General features: G+C 70.7%; 13 protein-coding genes. 3 read left to right on the top strand and 10 right to left on the bottom strand.

Annotated features, from left to right (window positions below; genetic code table 11):
* Nucleotides 1-8: 8 nt before the first annotated feature.
* Complete coding sequence (locus tag KF837_33650) at nt 9-3,107, bottom strand: hypothetical protein (GenBank protein ID MBX3232321.1); 3,099 nt, start codon at nt 3,105-3,107, stop codon at nt 9-11.
* A 65-nt stretch (nt 3,108-3,172) separates the two neighbouring features.
* Here KF837_33650 and KF837_33645 point away from each other — a divergent pair, with 65 nt between their 5' ends.
* Entirely contained in the window at nt 3,173-4,345 is a 1,173-nt protein-coding gene (locus tag KF837_33645) for a ferritin-like domain-containing protein (GenBank protein MBX3232320.1), read from the top strand.
* Here KF837_33645 and KF837_33640 read toward each other — a convergent pair.
* The 9 genes from KF837_33640 to KF837_33600 form a co-directional block, all read right to left on the bottom strand.
* Nucleotides 4,324-5,361, bottom strand: a complete 1,038-nt coding sequence (locus KF837_33640; GenBank protein ID MBX3232319.1) for a DUF1963 domain-containing protein — start codon at nt 5,359-5,361, stop codon at nt 4,324-4,326. The two genes, KF837_33645 and KF837_33640, sit on opposite strands and share 22 nt — an antisense overlap.
* Nucleotides 5,362-5,708: 347 nt before the next feature.
* A complete protein-coding gene (locus KF837_33635; GenBank protein ID MBX3232318.1) occupies nt 5,709-6,332 on the bottom strand; it encodes a DUF4230 domain-containing protein in 624 nt (207 codons plus the stop codon).
* Between the two features lie 77 nt (nt 6,333-6,409).
* Nucleotides 6,410-7,084 carry a GPP34 family phosphoprotein gene (locus tag KF837_33630; GenBank protein ID MBX3232317.1) on the bottom strand — a complete coding sequence of 225 codons (675 nt, stop codon included), beginning with the start codon at nt 7,082-7,084 and terminating at the stop codon, nt 6,410-6,412.
* A gap of 10 nt (nt 7,085-7,094) precedes the next feature.
* Nucleotides 7,095-7,820, bottom strand: a complete 726-nt coding sequence (locus KF837_33625) for a TlpA family protein disulfide reductase (GenBank protein ID MBX3232316.1) — start codon at nt 7,818-7,820, stop codon at nt 7,095-7,097.
* Between the two features lie 86 nt (nt 7,821-7,906).
* Entirely contained in the window at nt 7,907-10,810 is a 2,904-nt protein-coding gene (locus KF837_33620) for a VWA domain-containing protein (protein ID MBX3232315.1), read from the bottom strand.
* Between the two features lie 122 nt (nt 10,811-10,932).
* The gene (locus KF837_33615; protein ID MBX3232314.1) at nt 10,933-12,888 is read right to left on the bottom strand and encodes a VWA domain-containing protein; all 1,956 of its coding nucleotides are present in this window, start codon (nt 12,886-12,888) and stop codon (nt 10,933-10,935) included.
* The gene (locus KF837_33610) at nt 12,885-13,682 is read right to left on the bottom strand and encodes a DUF58 domain-containing protein (protein MBX3232313.1); all 798 of its coding nucleotides are present in this window, start codon (nt 13,680-13,682) and stop codon (nt 12,885-12,887) included. The genes KF837_33615 and KF837_33610 overlap by 4 nt, the downstream gene beginning before the upstream one ends.
* A gap of 151 nt (nt 13,683-13,833) precedes the next feature.
* Entirely contained in the window at nt 13,834-14,877 is a 1,044-nt protein-coding gene (locus tag KF837_33605) for a MoxR family ATPase (GenBank protein MBX3232312.1), read from the bottom strand.
* Between the two features lie 24 nt (nt 14,878-14,901).
* Nucleotides 14,902-16,932: a hypothetical protein gene (locus KF837_33600; protein MBX3232311.1), complete on the bottom strand. Its 2,031-nt coding sequence runs from the start codon at nt 16,930-16,932 to the stop codon at nt 14,902-14,904.
* 165 nt (nt 16,933-17,097) lie between these two features.
* Between KF837_33600 and KF837_33595 the strand changes: the two genes are divergently transcribed.
* Both KF837_33595 and KF837_33590 read left to right on the top strand, forming a co-directional pair.
* Nucleotides 17,098-17,685, top strand: a complete 588-nt coding sequence (locus KF837_33595; protein MBX3232310.1) for an NUDIX domain-containing protein — start codon at nt 17,098-17,100, stop codon at nt 17,683-17,685.
* Nucleotides 17,682-18,578: an NAD(+)/NADH kinase gene (locus KF837_33590; protein MBX3232309.1), complete on the top strand. Its 897-nt coding sequence runs from the start codon at nt 17,682-17,684 to the stop codon at nt 18,576-18,578. The genes KF837_33595 and KF837_33590 overlap by 4 nt, the downstream gene beginning before the upstream one ends.
* Nucleotides 18,579-18,589: the final 11 nt, after the last annotated feature.

Genomic DNA, 18,589 nt, shown 5'->3' with positions numbered 1-18,589 from the left:
GACCCGGATCATGGGACCGTGCCGAGGTCCACGAAGGCCGAGTCGACCATCACGATGAAGGGGCGTTCGTCGAAGGTGAGGTTGCCGTTGCCGTCGTGCTCGATCACCTCGAGCTTGCCCATGCCGTAGCCCATCGGACCGCGCGCGTAGTAGTGCGCCTCGAGGACGTAGGGACCGGCGCGCTTCGCCTTCGGTCCACGGATGGTGAAGCACTCGGGGCCGTAGCCCGTCGTCACGTCGGCGTAGAGGTCGCCGCCGCTCGCGAGGTGCGGGCGCGAGAAGTACGCGTGCCCGCGCCGGCCATCGTGGATGTGGAAGTCGACGTCGTTCGCGTCGGTCTCCCAGTTGAGGACGAAGCGGAGCGACGGACCGGACTCGATCGTGCCGCCCGCGGCGCGCACCTTGGCGAGGATCTCGTCCTTGCGCTGCGGCTCCGCCTTCGCCCACGCCGCGCCGACGAGGCCGACGTCCTCGCGCAGGATGCGATCGACGCCAGCGAAGCGATCGACCTCGTAGCCGCGACGCGCGCCCGCCGCGATCGCCTCGAACGCGCGCGCGAGCTGCTTCTTGCGGACGAGCGCGAACGCGAGGAGGCGATGGCTCGCGGGGTGGTCGGGACGATCGAGGACCGCCTTCTCGAACGTGTCGATCGCGAGGTCGAGCGCGGCGGCGTCGCGCATCGCGAGCCGCTCGAGCCGCTCGCCGGCGAAGCGACGCAGATCGGCGCGGTTCGAGAAGAGGTCGATCACGGAGCCGTACGCGCGCGCGGCGAGCTCCGTCTGGCCCCTCGCCTCCGCCGCCTCGCCGAGCGCGACGAGCGCGAGCACGTCGCCGGGCGCTTCGGCGCGCCACGCCTGCGCCTCGCGCATCGCCTGGTCGAGCTGCTTCGCGCGAACGAGGTCCATCACCGTCTTGAAGCGACCCTCGTACGGCGCGTGGCCGACGCCGCGCGGCCCGTCCTCGTCCTCGTCCATCGGGTCGGAGGCGATCCGCACCCTCGAAGGCTCCGGCGGCGATCGCAGGAACGGCGCGTCGGCGGCCTCCGCCCGCGGCGCGCGCGGGGCGTGCCGCGTCGCGGGCGCGGGGCGCGCGGCCATCGACGGGGGCGGCGCGGCCGACGCCGACGCGCGCTTCTTGAGCTCCGGCTCCGGCTCGGGCGCCGGCCTCGGCCTCGGCCTCGGCGCGGGCGCATGGCCCGCGCGCGGCGACTCGTCCGCCTTCCTCGCCTCCGCGCCGCCCGGGCGCGCGGGGCGCGCCGAGGGCGACGGAGCGACGGCCGCGTCGCCGAGCGCGTCGGACTCGAACGAGCTGTCGCTCAGCGCCTGACTGCTTAGGTCGAAGGCCTCTTCCATCGGCGGCCGCGCGAGCGGGAGCTTCACCGTCGTCCGGCGCACGCGGCGGACCGCGCCGTCCTCGATCGCGAGCACGTCCGCGAGCGAGCGCCGATCGATCCCGTAGCGCGCGTAGTCGTCCTCCGTCTCGAGGACGAGCAGCGCGGTGTACGGCGTCATGATGCGCTCGCGCGTCGCGATCGAGACGATGCTCTTCTTCAGCGACTCCTTGCCCGTGACCTCGCGCTCGAGCATGCTCGAGACCTTGGCCTGCGCGACGGCGCGCTGCACGAGCGGCCGCTCGGTCTTGCGTGTCTCGATCGCGACCGCGGGCGCGCCGCCGACGGACACCCTGAGCGGGCGATCGACCGGGACCTCCGCGTAGATCGAGTACGTGTCGCCCGACTGCACGCCGTCGAGCTTCGCCGGCCACGACCACGTCGCGCCCTCGACCTTCACCGCCACGCCGGAGCGCGTCGCCTCCCCGAGCTTCCGCGTCTCCGTCGCCTCCGCGACGACGCCGTCGCGCGGGAGCGCGCCGCGCACGATGCGTCCGAGCGCGACCTCGTCGCGGATGCCGCCGATCGCGACCGCGTCGATGCGCTCGATCCCCGCGTCCTTCAGCGCGCTCACCTTCGGCAAGAGCGCCTTCGGGTCCGTCGCGCCCGCGGTGATCACGCCGTCGGTGACGAGGACGACGCGGTGCGCGCCCGCGCTCTTCGCCTTGTCCTTCGCCCACGCGAGCGCGCGCTCAAGGTCGCTCGCGCCGAGCGCGTCGCGATCGCGCAGGACGCCGAGCTCCTTCGCGCCGAACGCGCGCGCCTTGCCGGCGTAGATCGGCGTGACGACCTGATCGAAGGCCGCGACCGTGACGCCGCCGTCCTCTTCGCCGATCTTCTTCAGCACCGCCTCGAGCGCGCGGAGCTCCTCGCCGAAGCCGAGGACGCGCGACGCGCTCGTGTCGACGAGGACGATCGCGTTGTCGAGCTTCTCGGGCTTCGAGTCGGCCTGCGGCTTCACGCGGACGATCGCGAGCTCGCCGCTCCGCACCGACGCGCCGCCGGCCACGACGGGCGCGGTGTAGTCCTCTGCCGGCGTGGCGTTGCGAACGGCGAGCGGCGCCGGCTGTTGCGACGCGCCGAGCACCTTCGCCTCGATCGCGATCTCTCCGACCTCGGGCAGGCCGTGGAGCGGGAGCCGGTACTCCTCGTTTCTGATCTCTTCCACGTAGGCGACGACGATCTCCTTGATGCCGCGCGCGGGGATCGGGAAGACGCGCGCCGAGAACTCGTTGCCCGCCGCCTTCTCCATCAAGGCGGGGTCCTGCTTGCGGTGGAGGAAGTCCTCATAGGCGCGGCGGGCCTGCTCGAGCTCCACGACCTCGCCCTCCTGCCACGCGCCGTCGATCTTCATCGCGAAGCGGCCGAGCGAGGCGCCGCGCGGCAGCACGATGCGGAACGTCCCTTCGAGCGTGCGGTCATTCGGGTTCTCGAACGCGAGGGTCATCTCGGTGAACGCGAGCGGCCCGTCGACGACGGCCTTCGCGCGCAGCGAGGCGAGCCGGAGCCCGGTGCCGTCTCCGGCAGTAAGCGACATCGGCGCCTCGGTGAGAGCGAATCCGACCCGGGCCTGCCGCGCGGCGGCGGTCTCGACGCCGAGGGGATTTCCGTTCGCGTCGCTCGGCGGAGGCGCGGGTCGCGCCGGCGGGGGCGGCGCGAAGACGTGGCATGCAGCGAGGAACGTGAGGGCGGCAAGGCCTACGGCGCGTTGGTACATGCGGGTCTCCGGCATACGGGCCACTTAGACGGTGGATCTCGGACTTTCCTTGTAACGTTTTCTCCATGTCGCTCCTTACGCTGCGGGCCCGGATCCTCTCGTCCCTCGCGACCTCCTCGCTCGTCGCCGCCGCGTGCGGCGGCGAGTCGACCCCGCCGACCCCACCCGGCGGCGGATCGTCGACTTCATCGTCTTCTTCGACTTCGTCGTCTTCGACGTCGTCCTCCGGCGCCGCCCCGGCGACGTGCGAGAACGGGACGAAGAAGCGCGAGTGCAACGAGAAGGGCAAGGGCATCACGAAGAACTCCGGGTACGGCGGCTTCCGCGAGCCCGACGCCGCGCCGCCTCCGCCGCCGACGCTCGACGCGAACGGCTGCATCGTGCCGGAGGAGATCATGAACGGCTGCTGCAACCCGGCGGTGGGCCCCGTCGTCTTCGAGAACGGGCAGTGCTGCTACGAGTTCTGCGAGGGCGCGTGCTGCGGTCGCCCGCTCGTCGTCCAGGGCGCCGCGCGCGTGGCGACCGCGCAGCCACGCTCCGACTGGACCACCGCACCGGCGCACGACGACGCGCTCCCGGACTCGACGCGGCGCGCGCTCGCCGGGTCGTACTTGCGCGACGCGCTGATGGAGCACGCGTCGATCGCGTCGTTCGCGACGTTCACGCTGGAGCTCCTCGCGGTCGGCGCGCCGCCGGCGCTCCTCGTCCTCGCGCAAGCGGCGTGCAGCGACGAGATCGAGCACGCGCGTCTCACGTTCGCCCTCGCGAGCCGCTTCGCGGGCGAGGCAGAGGGCCCGGGCGCGCTCGATCTGCGCGGCGTCGCGCCGAGCACGGACCTCGCGGCGATCGCGGCCGCGACCGTGCGCGACGGCTGCATCAACGAGACGATCGCGTCGGCCGTCGCCGCCGCGCAGGCCGAGAACGCGACGGACGCCGAGCTACGCCGAACGCTCGCGCGCATCGCCGAGGACGAGGCCCGCCACGCCGAGCTCGCCTGGACCTTCGTGCGCTGGGCGCTCGCCACAGGCGGCCCCGACGTCCGCGCCGCGGTCGAGGCCGCGTTCACCGCCCCGGTCTGCACCGACGCGCCGCCCCTCCCCGCCGACGTCGACCCCGCGGCATGGCAGGCCCACGGCCGCCTCTTGCCGGCCGACCACCGCGCGCTCGTCCGCAGCGTCCTCGACCAGGTCGTCCACCCCTGCGCCGCCGCCCTCGGTCAGCCGCCGAACGAGAAGTGAGCTCCTTCGAATCGACCGGCGGCGGCAGCGGCGAAGGGAACGGTGACGAAGAGCCGCTCGAGATCGCCGAACACGAAGCCGCAACGACGATCCGAGAGCAGCTGAAGGAGCACCACGCCGTCGTCGGGGCCGGCGTCGCTCGGGATCACGTAGCCGCTCACCCGGTGACGCGGCGCCCCCAGCGGGAAGACGTGCTTCGCGTAGCTCTTCTTCGCCTTCGCGGGCAGCACCGCGAGCGAAGGGTGTGACGGCGGAGGGACCGCGATGGAAGCCCCCAGCTCGATCGCGCACCCAGGGAAGGGCGCGCGGCCTTCTCGCGGCGCGGCGTAGTCTGCCGGCAGCGCGGCGCGGGCGAGCGTGCCCGGCGGAACGTGCAAGACGGAGCCGACCTCGAGGTAAGGCTCGCCTTCTTCATCGAACACGTCCCACACGAAGAACGAGAGCAGCCCCTCGCGCGGGAGCGCCAGACCTTCGTGAAGCGCGTGGAGCGCGTGGAGCTCGAGCTGCGCCAGGAACGCGAGCGCCTGACCACGAAGACGAGGCCAGGGCTCGGCGGGCGGAAGATCGGGCAGGCCGCCCAGACGGCTCGTACCGATCGCGTCGTCCGCGGCGCGGGTGAGCGTTCGCAGATCGACGCACGGCTGCACCACCGCGCGCACGAGCTCGGCGTGCTCGCCCAGCTTCGCAGCCGCGATCGCGCGATCGAGGTCGGCGTGCTGTCGCTCGAGCGGAGTCAGCGGCGCCTCGTCCGTGAGCGGCGCCGCCGGTGGCGAGTCCCTCGGGGGCGGCATCGGCGGGAGCTCGACGGGGGCGCGTCCGCGCAGCGCCTCCCCGACCTCGGTGAGCGTCGCGACGTACGGGGCCGCGTGCTTCTTGAACGTCTTCTCGAAGGCACGCATCGCGCGCGCGAGGCCCTCCACCATGGATCTGTCGCCGTGCTCGGTGAGGAGCGCCGTCCGAGCGGCGAAGCTCGCGGGGGTCGTGCCTTGCCTCCCCTCGTGCTGGAGGTTCCACACCGCGAGGCGGGCGAGGCGCGCCGATCCTCTTGCGATCGCGCGGCGTGAGCGTCTGCGCGAACGCCTCGTCCCAGACGGCCTCTCCTCCGTCGAGGGCAGCGTCGGTCAGCTCGGCCACGGCGCAGGCTGCCTGGGCAGGCGTGGGCGTCGCGATCAGCTCGGCCGAGCCGGGGGGAAGCGCTCCGACGCGATACGCTCGAAGCGCGGCGAAGAGGGCGTCGGTCGCCGGGTCTCCACTCTCCGGCGCGGGACCGAGCGGCAGCGGCGCGCGCCACGCCTCCGTGCCGGGGATGACGTCGTCGCGCTTCGTCTTCTTCTTCGCTGCGGCCACCGGAACGGAGCATACGCTACTGCGCGGCGAGCTCGCCCGCCGGTGCGCGCCAGCGGACGATGAGGTCCTTCGCGCCCCATGCCTTCGCGAGGGCGCGGAGCTGCGTCGCGGCGTGCTCCTTCGCGAGGTCGATCGCGCGGGGCTCGCGGCCCGCCTTCGCGAACGCGGCCGCGGCCTCGCGCCGGGCGGCGGCCTCGAGCCCCTCGTTCCGCACCGCGAACGTGTCGGTGCGCCGCGAGTGCACGTACGAGTGCGCCTCGTCGAAGCGGGTCGAGAACACCTCGGGCGCCGGCAGCTCGATCGTCGCCGTCTTCGTCGCCTCGTCGAAGCCGACGTCGTCCGGCCCGAGCCGCCCCAGATCGACGCCGAGCACGACCTCGCCGCTCGCGACGAAGAGGAGCGAGTCCTCGGCGTCGACGAGCCCGCGGAACCGCTTCTGATGGTCCTTCAGATCGATCACCTTCTCCACGTGCATCGACGCGGTCTCGAGCCTCGCGACCGCGCGGAGCTCCCGGACGACGGTGGGCCCGGTCGGCACGACCTCGACGACGTGCGCCTCCGCCTTCGGCGGCTCCGCCCGCAGCCACCCGAACCCCATCGCCGCCACCGCCACGAACGCCGCAGGCCACGCCAACCGCACGAGATGCTGCATGAGCGCCCAACCACGCCGTCCCCTCGTTCATTCCCGCGACCGCGACCGCCGCGAGCTCAGCCATATCAGTGGTTGGCGGTGTTCGCAGCCATCAGCGCGACGTCCGCGATCAGCGCGCTGATCAAAGCGTCGATGGTGTCGCGCACGGCCTTGGCGGCCCAGTTGCCTTCGGCGATCCGCTTGGCGCGCCGGCTCGCCTCTCCGGGCTCCATCGGCGCCAGGTGGTGGGCCTTTCCGATCGCGTGGAGCAGCGCGATCAACGTCCCGATGCGCGGCTCGACCACCGCGCCGTCGTCGAAGCTCGCGGCGAGACGGAGACGGAGCTCTCGCTCGTACGAGGAGTCCAGCGCCGGCCAGCGCGTGCGCGGAAAGAACCACAAGACCTTGTCCTCGCGACGCTCGAGGATCCCGCGATCGACCAGGCGTCGAGCCAGCATCTCGAAGGCGTCCTTGCCGAGCCGGTTGACCAGCTCGCCCGCGGAGCGTGGCGCCTCGGCGATCGTCGCTGCCGCGTCGACGAGCAGCGGATCGGCCGGGTACGGCGCGTTCGTGAGCGTCACCTTGCCCGATCGCAGCAAGCCCGCCTCTCCGATCTGGATGTTCCCTCCGAGCGCGAGCTCGGCGAGCAACGCGCCGCCCAACACTGGCCGCACGTAGGCGCGACCGACGTCGCGATGCGCCGAGACGCTCCCGCTCTCGTCGTCCAGCAGCAACAGGAGCAGCTCCTCGGCGATCAACACGGCGATCGCGTCAGGGCTTCTTCGACTTCTTCTTCTTCGGCTTCTTCTTCTTCTTGGGTTCCTTCGGGGGCGGGTCGTCCTCGTCGGGCGGCGGTTTGTCGTCGGGCTTGGCCGTGTCGGCCTTCGTGTCGCCGCCCTTGTCGCCTTTGTCTCCCTTGGCGTCGGGGTCTTCGGCCTTGGCGTCGTTCTTCGCGACCTTCGTGTCGCCGGTGTCCTCGGCGAGGAGGGCGTTCGCCTCCTTCTCCATCCGGTCCGTCTCGCCCTCGTGGTAGCCGTCGTGGATGTGGCGGACCTTGCCCGTGGCGTCGACGACGAACGTCGTCGGCATCGTGCCGACCTTCCAGCGGCTCGCGATGGTGTGGCCCTGGTCCCAGCCGATCGCGAACGTCGCGCCGTTCTCCTTCGCGAACTCGGCGACGCCCTTCTTCTCGTCGTCGACCGAGACGCCGACGATGACGACCTTGTCGCCGACCTTCTTCTGAAGCTCTTCGAGCTTGGGGAACGATTGCTTGCAGGGTGCACACCACGTCGCCCAGAAGTCGACGATGACGACCTTGCCCTGCAGCTCGTTGAGCGAAATCGTGCCCTTGTCGTTCAACGTCTCGATCGAGAGCTCGGGGGCCGGCTTGCCGACCTCCGCCTTGCCCTCACCGCCGCCGCCACCCCCCGTCGGCGACTTCGCTTCGTTCGTGCAGCCCGCCAGGGCCATCGCCAAAAGCAAACCCGGAAGCTTCATCCTCACGTTCATGATGCTCTCAAGAAACGAACGCGCAAGGAAGCTCTCCGATCGGAGACGGCCATTTCCACGGGGGAAAAGCGCCGCTACACGCTGACGGGGCGGCGCGAGACGGGCGGGCGCGCCGTCTTCTTCCGGTCGAAGATGCGGACGCGACGGATGAGCAGATCGAGGAGGTAGACCGCCACCGCGGCGCCGATGAAGCGGCTCCAGAGGTCCTGGTGGTACTTGATGCTCTCGCCCTGGGGATCGAACACATCCTTGGGCGCGGGGTCCATGCGGCCGCCGGTCACGAGCGCGACGCGTGACAGCGTGGTGACATCCGGCGCGAGCGCGAGGTACTCGCGCGGGTACGGGTTCGTCACGTGGCCGAAGCTCTCCGCCACCTGGACGCTCTTCGTTCCGCCCTTGCCGTCCTCGACCCCCTTCTCGAGGCTCGCGTGGAGGAGGAACGAGCCGAAGCGCTCGAGCGGGAAGTCCGACTCGTAGCGACCGGGCGCGGTCTGGCGCATCGTGATCTTCTTCGTCTCGCCGTTCGGCTGCGGCCCCGTGACGGTGAGCTTCGCGTCGAGGCCGTTCTGGAAGCGGTCGTCGCCGCCGATCGCGTCGATCGACGCCTTCACGTGGCCGGTCGCGGGATCGATCGCGCAGCTCATGTCGTACTGCTGCCGCTTCTTCTGGCGCATGTGCTCGCGCACGAGCTGACCCCAGAACTGCCCGTAGCCCGGCCAGCGCAGCCACTCCACCGCCCAGAGGTTCTTCACGTCGGAGGTCCACGCGAGCGACCACCCGAGCCCGACGTGCCAGCGCGCGAGGATCGGCTCCTGCACCTCGCTCTGCAGGATCTCCTGCGCCGGCGGCGGCTTCATCTTCGTCGCGACGTAGCCGTGGAGGTACGGCGCCGAGCTCATGTCGACGCCGCGCAGGAAGTCCGCCGGTGACACGACGCGCGGCTGGAAGTACTCCTCGACCGCGGCGTTGCGGCTGACCATCTCGGTCTCACGCGTGAACACGCGCGGGAGCTGCTGCGGGTCCATGACCTTGTAGAGACGGCCGCCGCCCGCGTCGCTGATCATGCGGAGGAGCCCCTCGTCGATGCCGGAGCCGAGGCCGACGGACGTGACCGAGATGTTCTCCGCCGCCATCGCCTGCGCGAGGTCGCGGATGCCGTTGTGCGGCGCCTGACCGTCGGTGAGGAGGATGACGTGCTTGCGCCGCGCGCGCGTCGACGTGAGCGACTGGTACGCCGCGTCGAGGGCGCTGAAGATCTCGGTGCCGCCGCCGGGCTGGATGCGCGCGATGTCGCTCTGGATGCGCGCGCGGTGCTTCGCCGCCGTCATGCGCACGACGCGCGTGGGGGCGGAGTCGAAGGCGATCACCTCGATCAGGTCGTCGGAGGAGAGCGTGTCCGCGGTCGCCTTCGCGGCGGCTTTTGCCATCTCGATCGGGAGGCCGCTCATCGAGCCGGAGCGGTCGAGCACGAGCACCATCGCGACCTGCGGCTCGTCGCGCTTCTTCTCCGAGTCCATCCGGACCGGGAGGATGCGCTCCACCGTCGTGTGGTACCAGCCGCCGAGGCCGAAGCCCGCCTCGCCGCCGGCGAAGAGGAAGCCGCCGCCGAGGTCGCGGACGTAGCTCTCGATCGCGTCCTGCTGCGTGAGCGAGACGCTCTCCGCCGGCGTGTCGGAGAGGATCACGAAGTCGTAGCGCTCGAGCTCGCGGATCGACGACGGGATCTCGCGCGGCGACCGCACGTCGACGTCGAACTCCTGCGCCGAGAGCGCCGACGCGAGGTAGCTCGCGCGCGACGTGTTGCCCTCGGCGTAGAGGACGGAGGGCCGCCCCGGCACCGCGACGGAGACCGCGAAGCGGTTGTTCTCCTTGAAGCGGTCCTCGGGGATGTCGGCGAGGTCGAGCGCGTACGTCACCTCGCCCGCGACGCGGACGACGCTCTTGAACGTGACGTCGTTGTCGCCGGCCTTGAGCTCGATGTCCCGGATGCCGTCGAGGCCGTTGATCGCCTCGCCCTGCTTCAGCGTCGCGCGGACCTTCTGCGGCCGCGACGAGAAGATGTTCGCGTGGAGGTTGAACGGCTCGCCGACGCGGACCTTGTCCGGCAGGCGCAGATCGCGGAGCGCGACCTCGCCCGGCACCGGCCGGTGGTACGGCACGGTGTAGACCTTGACCCCGAACTCCTTCGCGCGGTTCGCCTCCGCGAGCATGTCGCCGTCGGTCTGCACGCCGTCGGTGAAGATGACCGCGCGCCGGAGGTAACCGGCGGGGTACTGGCCGTACGCGAGCTGCATCGCGCTCGCGACGTCCGTCGCCGCCCCGAGCCCCGTGCGACCCTTGTTCGGGTTCCCCTTCGCGTCCGTCGGCGCGAGGTCGTGACGCTCCAGCGCCGGCGCCTCCTTCGCGTCGTCGGCGATCGGCACCACCCGCGGCCGGCGCGCGAACGTGATGACGCGGACGATCGCGTCCTCCGGCTTCTCCTTGAGCGCCTTCGTGATCTCCGCGCGCGCGTCCTCCACCGCGGCGTCGGGCACCGACTCGGAGACGTCGACGAGGTAGACGGTGGCGACCTTCTGCGTCGTCGCCGTGCGCGCGAGGCGCGAGAGCCCCAGCGCGAGGAGCGCGACGAACGCCATGCGCAGCACGACGGAGAGGATGCGCTGCGGGAGCGGCAGGTCGGCGAGGCTCCGTCCGATCATCCAGAAGAAGAAGGGCGCGAGCAGCGCGAGCCCGAGCATCTTCGGGGAGAGGAGCTCGTAGTCGGTGCCCTGCCGCGCGAACGTGATCGTCGCCTTCGCCGCGGTCAGCACCTCGCGCCAGTAGATGTAGACGCCGGCGAGGCCGAGCGCGCCGCCGAAGACCGCGAACCCGACCTTCGCGCGGTCGACCGCCTGCTTCGCGCGCCACTGCGCGACCGCGTCGGCGATCGCCTTCACGATCACGAAGCCGCAGCCGGCCGCGATCGCGCCGGTGAGCATCAGGTCGCCGCGCGTCGACGCGAACGCCCAGACGTAGCCGTGCGTCACGCGGTTCGCGATGTAGAGCGCGACCGCGGCGACGCCGAGGACGATGCCGAGGATCGAGAGGAGGCGGCGCGACATCAGACCGTGATCCTTCGGTGGTACGTGATCCACTCGATCGCGGTGAGGATCACCGCGGCGAGCAGGAGGTAGATCCAGATCTCGCGGCGGACGCCGATCTGGAAGCCCGAGAGCGTGCCCGCCTTCTTCCCGTCGACGACGAGCTCCTTCGCCGGCTCGACCGCGCTCTCGTCCGCGTCGAGGAGGTTCGCCGCGAACGCGGTCTTCGTCGCCGCGTCGCTCTGCCCCTCGGCCGGAGCGTCGCCGCCCGCGAGCTCGTAGAAGCCGGCGTGCTGGCCGAGGTACACCGCGCGCCCCTCGTGGACCGGGATCATCGCCTCCGCGCTCGTCGGCATCTTGAGCTTTGCCTGCCCGCTCTGGGTGACGACCGGGACGCGCCAGACGTCGCCGGTGCGGAAGCTCGAGATGTACTGCGAGTCCTCGTCGGTGAAGAAGTTGATGCTGTTGAGGAGGAGGAGCGGCCACGCGACGCGGAGCGGGAGGTCGCTGTCGCGCGGATCGAAGCCGAGCGCGACGAACTTGTTCGTGCCGCGCTGCCCCGTCACGAGGATCGGGCCGCCGCCGTCGGAGGAGCCCACGACCTTGTCGCCCGGCTGCGGCTTGAGGCGGTGCCCCTTCGAGATGTTCACGTCGTCGAGCGCGGTCCAGCGCACGATCGGGTGCTTCCGCTCGATCTTGTCGAAGCCCGGCGTCTTGATCTCGGCCTCGACCGCGACCGGCGAGCCGGGGCCGCGCGGATCGAGGTAGATCGCGTGCGCGCGCGGCGGATCGGCGGGCGTGACGCCGTCGAAGATGACGACGTCGTTCTTCTGCTGGCTCGGCGCGATCTTCTCGACGTACTCGCGCGGGCCGACGAGCTGGACGTCGAGGTACTCGTCGAGGAGGAGCGCGGCCTCGAGGTAGGTGTTGCCCGGCGTGACGACGAGGACCTTCGCGCGGCGGCGCTCGGGGAGGAGCGCGTAGGCCTTGTCGTCGGCGGGGAGCGTGTCCTGGCTGCCCTCGAGCGGCGCGATCGACGCCTGGAGCGCGCGGCTCGCGCCGGAGAGGTTCGGGTAGAAGCGCGGCAGGCGCTCGCCCGGCTTGAGGCGCAGCTTCGTGAGGTCGACGAGCACCCCCTTGTCGTCGGGGCCGCCCTTCTGCGGATCGGCGAAGAGCGAGAGCTCGACGTCCTCGACCTCGGGGCCGGTGTTCGTGACCTCGAGCATCACCTCGTAGCGGCTCTTGTCGAGCGGGTAGCGGCGGACCGAGAACGCGGTGATGCCGACGTTGCGCACGCCGCGGCCGATCGGGAGGTACGAGAGCTTCACGTCGTCGCCGAGCTTCACCTTGCCCGCGGAGTCGACCGCCTCGCCGAGGCGGCCGTCCGAGACGATGACGATCTCCGCGTTCTCGACGCCGCGGAGCGAGTCGGTCGCGAACCTGAGCGCGCGCGGGAAGTCGGCGCGCGCGTCGGTCGCCTTGATCGTGTCGAGCGCGCGCTCGAGCTCCGACGTGTCGGACGACGTCGGTCCGAGCGGCGTCACCGCGGCGTCCATCTGCGCGATGAGCATCCGGTCCGAGCCGCCGAGGCCGCGGATGATCTTCTTCACCTCGTCCTTCGCCGCCTCGAGCCGGTTCTTCGCCGGCGCCACGTCGGTCGCCTGCATCGAGGCCGACGCGTCGACGATGACGACGAGGTTCCGGCCCTTGATCAGCGTCGCCGCGGCGCGCGGATCGCCGAGCGCGAACGCGAGGAGCGCGAGGAGCGCGAGCTGGACGAGGAGCGAGAGGAGCCGCTTCAGGCGCGAGAAGAGGCTCGTCGCCTCCTTGTCGCGCAGGATCTTCTCCCACAGCTTCGAGAACGGGACCGCGACCGTGCGCCGCCGGAGCTTCAGGATGTAGAGCGCCGTCGCGAACGCCGCCGCCGCGCCGAAGATCGCCGCGATCGTCGCGAACGGCAGACCCGCCAGAATCACCGGAGGAACCCTCCCCTGCGGAACACGCGCAAGATCAGCTCGTCGAACGGCTGCGAGACGTCCGCGCGGATGTAGGGCACCTGCTTGGAGGTGCAGAAGCGATCGATGTCGTCGAGGTACTTGCGGTACACGACCTCGAAGCGCTCGAGCACCTTCGCCGTGACGGTGACCTCGCGCTCGTCGCCGGTCTCGCAGTCGTAGAGCAGCACGTCGCCGGCGAGCTTCGGCTTCGCCTCGGCCTCGTCGACGATGTGGACGACGAACGGATCGAACTTGTTGTAGCGGAGCACGTTGATGCCGCGCTCGAAGCCGTGGGGGTCGTAGAGATCGCTCGCGAGGACGACGAGCCCCTTCCGCTTGTTCTGCGCGACGAACGTCTTCAGCGCGTCTTCGAGGTCGGTCTGCCCGACCGGCGCGAGCGCGGTGAGGAAGCGGAAGACCTTGAAGATGCGCGCCTTGCCGCGCGTCGCGGGCATGCGGCCCTCGACCTGATCGCTCGTCGAGACGATGCTGACGCGGTCGAGGTTCGCGAGGCCGACGTAGGCGAGCGCCGCCGCGACGCGCTTGGCGTAGCGGAGCTTCTTCGCGTCGCCGAAGCCCATCGACGCGGAGCAGTCGACGATGAAATAGATGGCGAGGTCCTCCTCCTCTTCGTAGAGGCGGAGGAGGAGGCGATCGAAGCGCTGGTAGACGTTCCAGTCGAGGTAGCGGAAGTCGTCGCCCGGCTGGTAGTCGCGGTGGTCGGCGAACTCGACGCCGGAGCCGCTCTTCTTCGTGCGCCGCTCGGCGCGCATGCGGCCGGCGAAGACGCGCTTCGACACGAGCGCGAGGTAGTCGAGCTTCCGCTGGAAGTCGTCGTCGAAGAGGTCGTCGTCGGACGCTCTCTTCTCGCTGACCGGCTTGCGGCCGAGGACTGTGTCGAGGAAACCCACTTAGCTCACGCGTTCAGGAGACCATCTGGGCTTCGGAGCGTCCGGCGCCGGTCTTGGTCTCGGGGATCGCCTTCAAGATCGCCTCGATGACCTGATCCGTCTTCACGCCCTCCGCCTCGCCCTCGAAGTTGAGGAGCGTGCGGTGGCGGAGGCACGGCAGCGCGACGGCGCGGACGTCGTCGATGCTCGCGGAGAAGCGGCCCTCGAAGAGGGAGCGGATCTTCGCGCCGAGGAGCACCGACTGCGCGCCGCGCGGGGAGGCGCCGAAGCGGACGAAGCGCTTGCACGCGTCGGGGGCGTCGGGGCCGTCGGGGTGCGTCGCCTGCACGACGCGGATCGCGTAGTCCTGGACGTGGCGCGCGACCGGCACCTTCCGCACGAGCGCCTGCATCGCGAGGATCTCCTCGCGGTGGAGCACCGCCTGCCGCTCCGCGCGCGCCTCGCCGGTCGTGAGGTCGAGGATGGCGTGGAGCTCCTCGCGGTTCGGGAACGGCACGTGGAGCTTCATGAAGAAGCGGTCGAGCTGCGCCTCCGGGAGCGGGTAGGTGCCCTCCGACTCGAGCGGGTTCTGCGTCGCGAGGACGACGAACGGCTCGTCGAGCGTGTGCGTGCGGCGGCCGACCGTGACGCGGTGCTCCTGCATCGCCTCGAGGAGCGCGGACTGCGTCTTCGGCGTCGCGCGGTTGATTTCGTCGGCAAGGACGATGTTCGCGAAAATCGGGCCTTTCCGAAATTCGAAAGATTTCCCGCCCTGCTGCGTCTCGTCGATGACGGTCGTGCCGAGGATGTCGGCCGGCATGAGGTCGGGCGTGAACTGCACGCGCGAGAAGGAGAGCGAGAGCGCCTCCGCGAGGGTGCGGACGAGCATCGTCTTGCCGAGGCCGGGCACACCTTCGAGGAGCGCGTGCCCGCCGGCGAGGAGGCACATCAGCACGCCCTCGACGACCGGCTCGTTGCCGACGATCGTCTTCCCGATCTCGGTCTTCAGCGTCGCGATCGACGTACGGAACTGCTCGACCTCGGCGCGCACCGCGCCCGCATCATTCGTATCAGCCATTCATTTCCTCGAATCGTCGTTTGCTCAGGGATTTGCGGGAGGCGACGGCGAATCCGCGGTGTCTCGCGGCCTGATGAGCTGGAAGTAGCGGCGGACGTAGAAGCGGTAGCCGCCCGGGATCTCGTCCTTGTCGAGGGCCTCCTCCGCGACGGTGTGGTACTCGCGGTAGACCTTCGTGTAGCCGCGGTTCGCGAAGCCGCGCTCGGCCGCGCCGAGGATGACCTCGCTGCGCGAGCCGCCCTGGCCGGTGTCGTTCGCCTGGATCTGGCTGTCCTGGGTCCCCATCTTCGGGTTCGTCCCCTGCTTGCCCTGGACGTTCTCGTCGTGGCCGGTGCCCCAGCCCGGACCTTGTCCCTGGCCCTGACCGCCGCCGCCCTGACCTTGGCCTTGCCCCTGGCCGCTGCCCTGCCCTTGGCCCTTCGAGAGCATGAGGATCTTCTCGCCGTTCGGCCCGAGGATCCACGTCTCGCCGCCGCCGCCCTGACCTTGGCCTTGCCCCTGGCCTTGACCCTGCCCGCCTTGCTGCCCGCCCTGACCTTGCTGCCCCTGGCCCTGACCCTGCTGGCCGCCCTGACCTTGCTGCCCTTGGCCCTGCTGGCCTTCGTTGCCGTTGCCCTGGTTGCCCTGGCCCTGGCCGCCGTTGCCCTGCGGTCCTTGCTGTCCGCCGCCGCCTTGCGCGCGCTGCTGGAAGACGCGGAGGCGCTGCATCTGCCCCTGCCCGCCCTGCGCCTGCTGGCGCATCATCTCGCGGAGCTCCTGGAGCTTCTGCCGCAGCTGCTCCTTCTCCTCTTGTGACATCTCCTGCTTGGCCATGCGGTTGATGTCCTCCGCGGCCTGATCGAGATCGTTCGCGGAGAGGCCGAGATCCTTCATCAGGTCCTCGGCCGCCTTCTGGAGCTCGCGGTCGAGGCGATCGAGCTCGCGCTGCGTCTTCTGCTGCTGCTCGCTCTCGCGATCGAGCCGCTCGAGCTCGCGCTCCTTCTTCTCGAGCAGGCTCTTCTCCTGCTCGTTCATGCCGGCGTCGCCCTGCTTCTGCTTTTGCTTGAGGAGGTCCTGCTTCAGCTCTTCACGCTTCTGCGCGAGCGCCTCCGCGCGCTTCGCTTGGTCTTCGCTCGCCTTCTTGAGCGCCTCGCGCAGCTTGTCGAGCGCGGCCTTGTCGACCTTGCCGGTCTCCTTCGCTTCGCGGAGCTGCTTCGCGAGGTCCTTCAGCGCCTTCTCGGCGTCGGAGAGCTTCTTGTCGGTGAGCGCCTCGCCGGCGGGCTTCGACATCTCCGCCTTCTTCAGCTCCTCGCCCATCTTCTGGAGCGCGTCTTCGAGCGCCTTCTTGTCGGCCTCGGAGCCGTTCAGCAGCTTGTCTTCGAGCTGCTGCATCCGGCGGAAGGCCTCCGTCCGATCGAGGCGCTTGTTCGCGAGGTCCTCGATGAGCTGGTTGAACTCCTGCGTCGCGGCCTTCGCCTCGTCGGTCTGCATCCGCTGGTCGACGTCGCGGAGGAACTCGCGCATCGCGTCGAGGTCGTCCTGCGTCACGTCGACGGCGTCGATCGTCTTCGCGCTCACGACGGGGTGGTGCTTGCGCACCTCGAAGAGACCGATGAGGACGCACGCCGCCGCCATCGCGAGGAGGAAGGGCCACTCCTTCGGCCGCTCCATCGGGACGGCCTTCTTCGGATCGACCTTCTTCGCGTGCTCGACCGCGTCGTCGATCGCCGCGAGCATGAACGGCGTGCGCTCCGCCGCGCCGAGCTCGACGAACGAGAGCGCGCTCGAGAGGCGGTCGGCGAGGTTGTGGAAGCGATCGAGCGCGACGGCGCCGGCGCGGCGCGGGAGCCTCTGTGCATAAGCGATGCCCGCCGCGGCGAAGACCTGCAGGGTCGCGAGGGCGACGCCGACGCGGCAGGCCCGCTCGCCGATGACCCCGGTCTTGCGGAGCACGAGGAGGATCGCGATGCCGACGAGACCGGCGGCGAGGGACTTGGCGGCCCAGAGGATGGCTCGGCGAAGGCGGAGCCGGGATTCGGCGTGCTGCGCGTGCCGCTGGATGGAGGCGAGGTTCATCCGACCTTCGGTTGACGTTTGACCCCGCACGAAGTTCCTCCGTGGGTGCCGTTAAGTGGGTCGAGTCGCAAGTGTAGGACGAAACGTCGCTCTTCACGACTCCTCATATAGAATGCGGCCGGCGTGCCGCCTCTTCCCGAGCTTCCGCAAGTCGCCGTCGAGGTCATGAGTGTGACCAACGCCGAGCCCGACGGCTTTCTGACACTGCGCCGCTACGATCTCGTCCTCGTCGACGGGCCGAAGCGGAGCGAGCCCTTTCGATACGACACCGTGGACCGCCACGCGCTCGACGCCGCGGTCATGGTTGCGCACTCGGTGGGAGAGGACGGCGAGGTGGAGGTCTACTTGAGGAGCGCGGTCCGGCCGCCGATCGCGCTGCGACCCGGCGGCGGGTCGCCGGCGCTGTGGGAGCTGCCCGCCGGTCTCATCGAGCCGGGCGAGGAGCCGCGGGCGGCCGCGGCGCGCGAGGTCGCGGAGGAGCTCGGCTTCGACGTCGGCGCGGAGCAGATGGAGCCCCTCGGCGAATGGAGCTACCCCGCGCCCGGGTTCGTCGGAGAGATCCATCACTTCTTCCACGTGCGCGTCGACCCGCGCGCCCGGCGCGAGCCCGACGGCGACGGCTCCGCGCTCGAGGCGGTCGCGATCGTGATCAAGGTGCCTCTCCGCGAGGCGCTCGAGGCATGCCGAACGGGGGGCGTCCGTGACGAGAAGACGGAGCTCGCGCTCCGCCGGCTCGCGGACGTACTGAGATGAAGAAGACCAAGCGACGCGTCGCGCTCGTGATCAAGCGATCGAGCTACCGCAAGCTCGTGCTCGAGGGTCACGACACCACCGTGACGAAGCTCCTCATGAAGCGCGATCCGACCGTGAGCCGGATGCAGCAATCGCACGAGGCGCACGAGGCGACGCTCGCGGAGGTCGAGGCGGCGCTCGCGGACCTCGACGCGGAGGTCGTCTTCCGCGGCGGCCCGCACGCCCGCGTGCCCGCGCGCACCGATCTCGTCGTCACCGTCGGCGGCGACGGCACGCTCCTCGACGCGTCGCACCTCCTCGGCAAGGACTGCCCCCTCCTCGGGATCAACAGCGCGCCGGGGAGCTCGATCGGGTTCTTCTGCGCCGGCCAGCGCGGCAACGCGAAGAAGACGCTGCGCCGCGCGCTCGCGGGCGAGCTCGCGGCGTCGGAGCTCACGCGCATGCGCGTCGAGCTCAACGGCAAGTGCCTCCACGCGCGCGTCCTCAACGAGGCGCTCTTCTGTCATGCGTCGCCCGCCGCCACCTCGCGCTACATCCTCGAGCTCCCCGGCGGGAGCGAAGACCAGCGCTCGAGCGGGCTCTGGATCGGGCCCGCGGCGGGGTCGACCGCGGCGCAGCGGAGCGCGGGCGGCAAGGTGCTCCCGCTCGAGTCGGACCGGATCCAGTACGTCGTCCGCGAGCCGTACACGCCGGCGGGCGGGCATTTCCGCTTCGCGCGCGGCCTCGTCCGCGCGGGCGAGGAGGTCGTCCTCCGGAGCAAGATGCGCGACGCGAAGGTGTTCCTCGATGGTCACCGGCTCGTCCACGAGGTCCACATCGGCGACGTCCTCGTCATGCGCCGGAGCGGCGAGTCGCTCACCGTGCTCGGGATCTCGAAGAAACGCCGCTGGTAAACGGGTATACT

The sequence above is a fragment of the Labilithrix sp. genome (assembly GCA_019637155.1).
Taxonomy (GTDB): Bacteria; Myxococcota_A; Polyangia; order Polyangiales; family Polyangiaceae; genus Labilithrix.
Note: the sequence above shows the minus strand (reverse complement) of the source record. Positions and strands in the feature narration are given on the sequence as shown.

Coding starts and splice junctions, on each gene's coding strand:
- KF837_33650 (MBX3232321.1), bottom strand. CDS start 3,107: ATGTACCAACGCGCCGTAGGCCTTGCCGCCCTCACGTTCCTCGCTGCA.
- KF837_33645 (MBX3232320.1), top strand. CDS start 3,173: ATGTCGCTCCTTACGCTGCGGGCCCGGATCCTCTCGTCCCTCGCGACC.
- KF837_33625 (MBX3232316.1), bottom strand. CDS start 7,820: ATGAAGCTTCCGGGTTTGCTTTTGGCGATGGCCCTGGCGGGCTGCACG.
- KF837_33620 (MBX3232315.1), bottom strand. CDS start 10,810: ATGCTCACCGGCGCGATCGCGGCCGGCTGCGGCTTCGTGATCGTGAAG.
- KF837_33610 (MBX3232313.1), bottom strand. CDS start 13,682: ATGCGCGCCGAGCGGCGCACGAAGAAGAGCGGCTCCGGCGTCGAGTTC.
- KF837_33605 (MBX3232312.1), bottom strand. CDS start 14,877: ATGGCTGATACGAATGATGCGGGCGCGGTGCGCGCCGAGGTCGAGCAG.
- KF837_33600 (MBX3232311.1), bottom strand. CDS start 16,932: ATGAACCTCGCCTCCATCCAGCGGCACGCGCAGCACGCCGAATCCCGG.
- KF837_33595 (MBX3232310.1), top strand. CDS start 17,098: ATGAGTGTGACCAACGCCGAGCCCGACGGCTTTCTGACACTGCGCCGC.
- KF837_33590 (MBX3232309.1), top strand. CDS start 17,682: ATGAAGAAGACCAAGCGACGCGTCGCGCTCGTGATCAAGCGATCGAGC.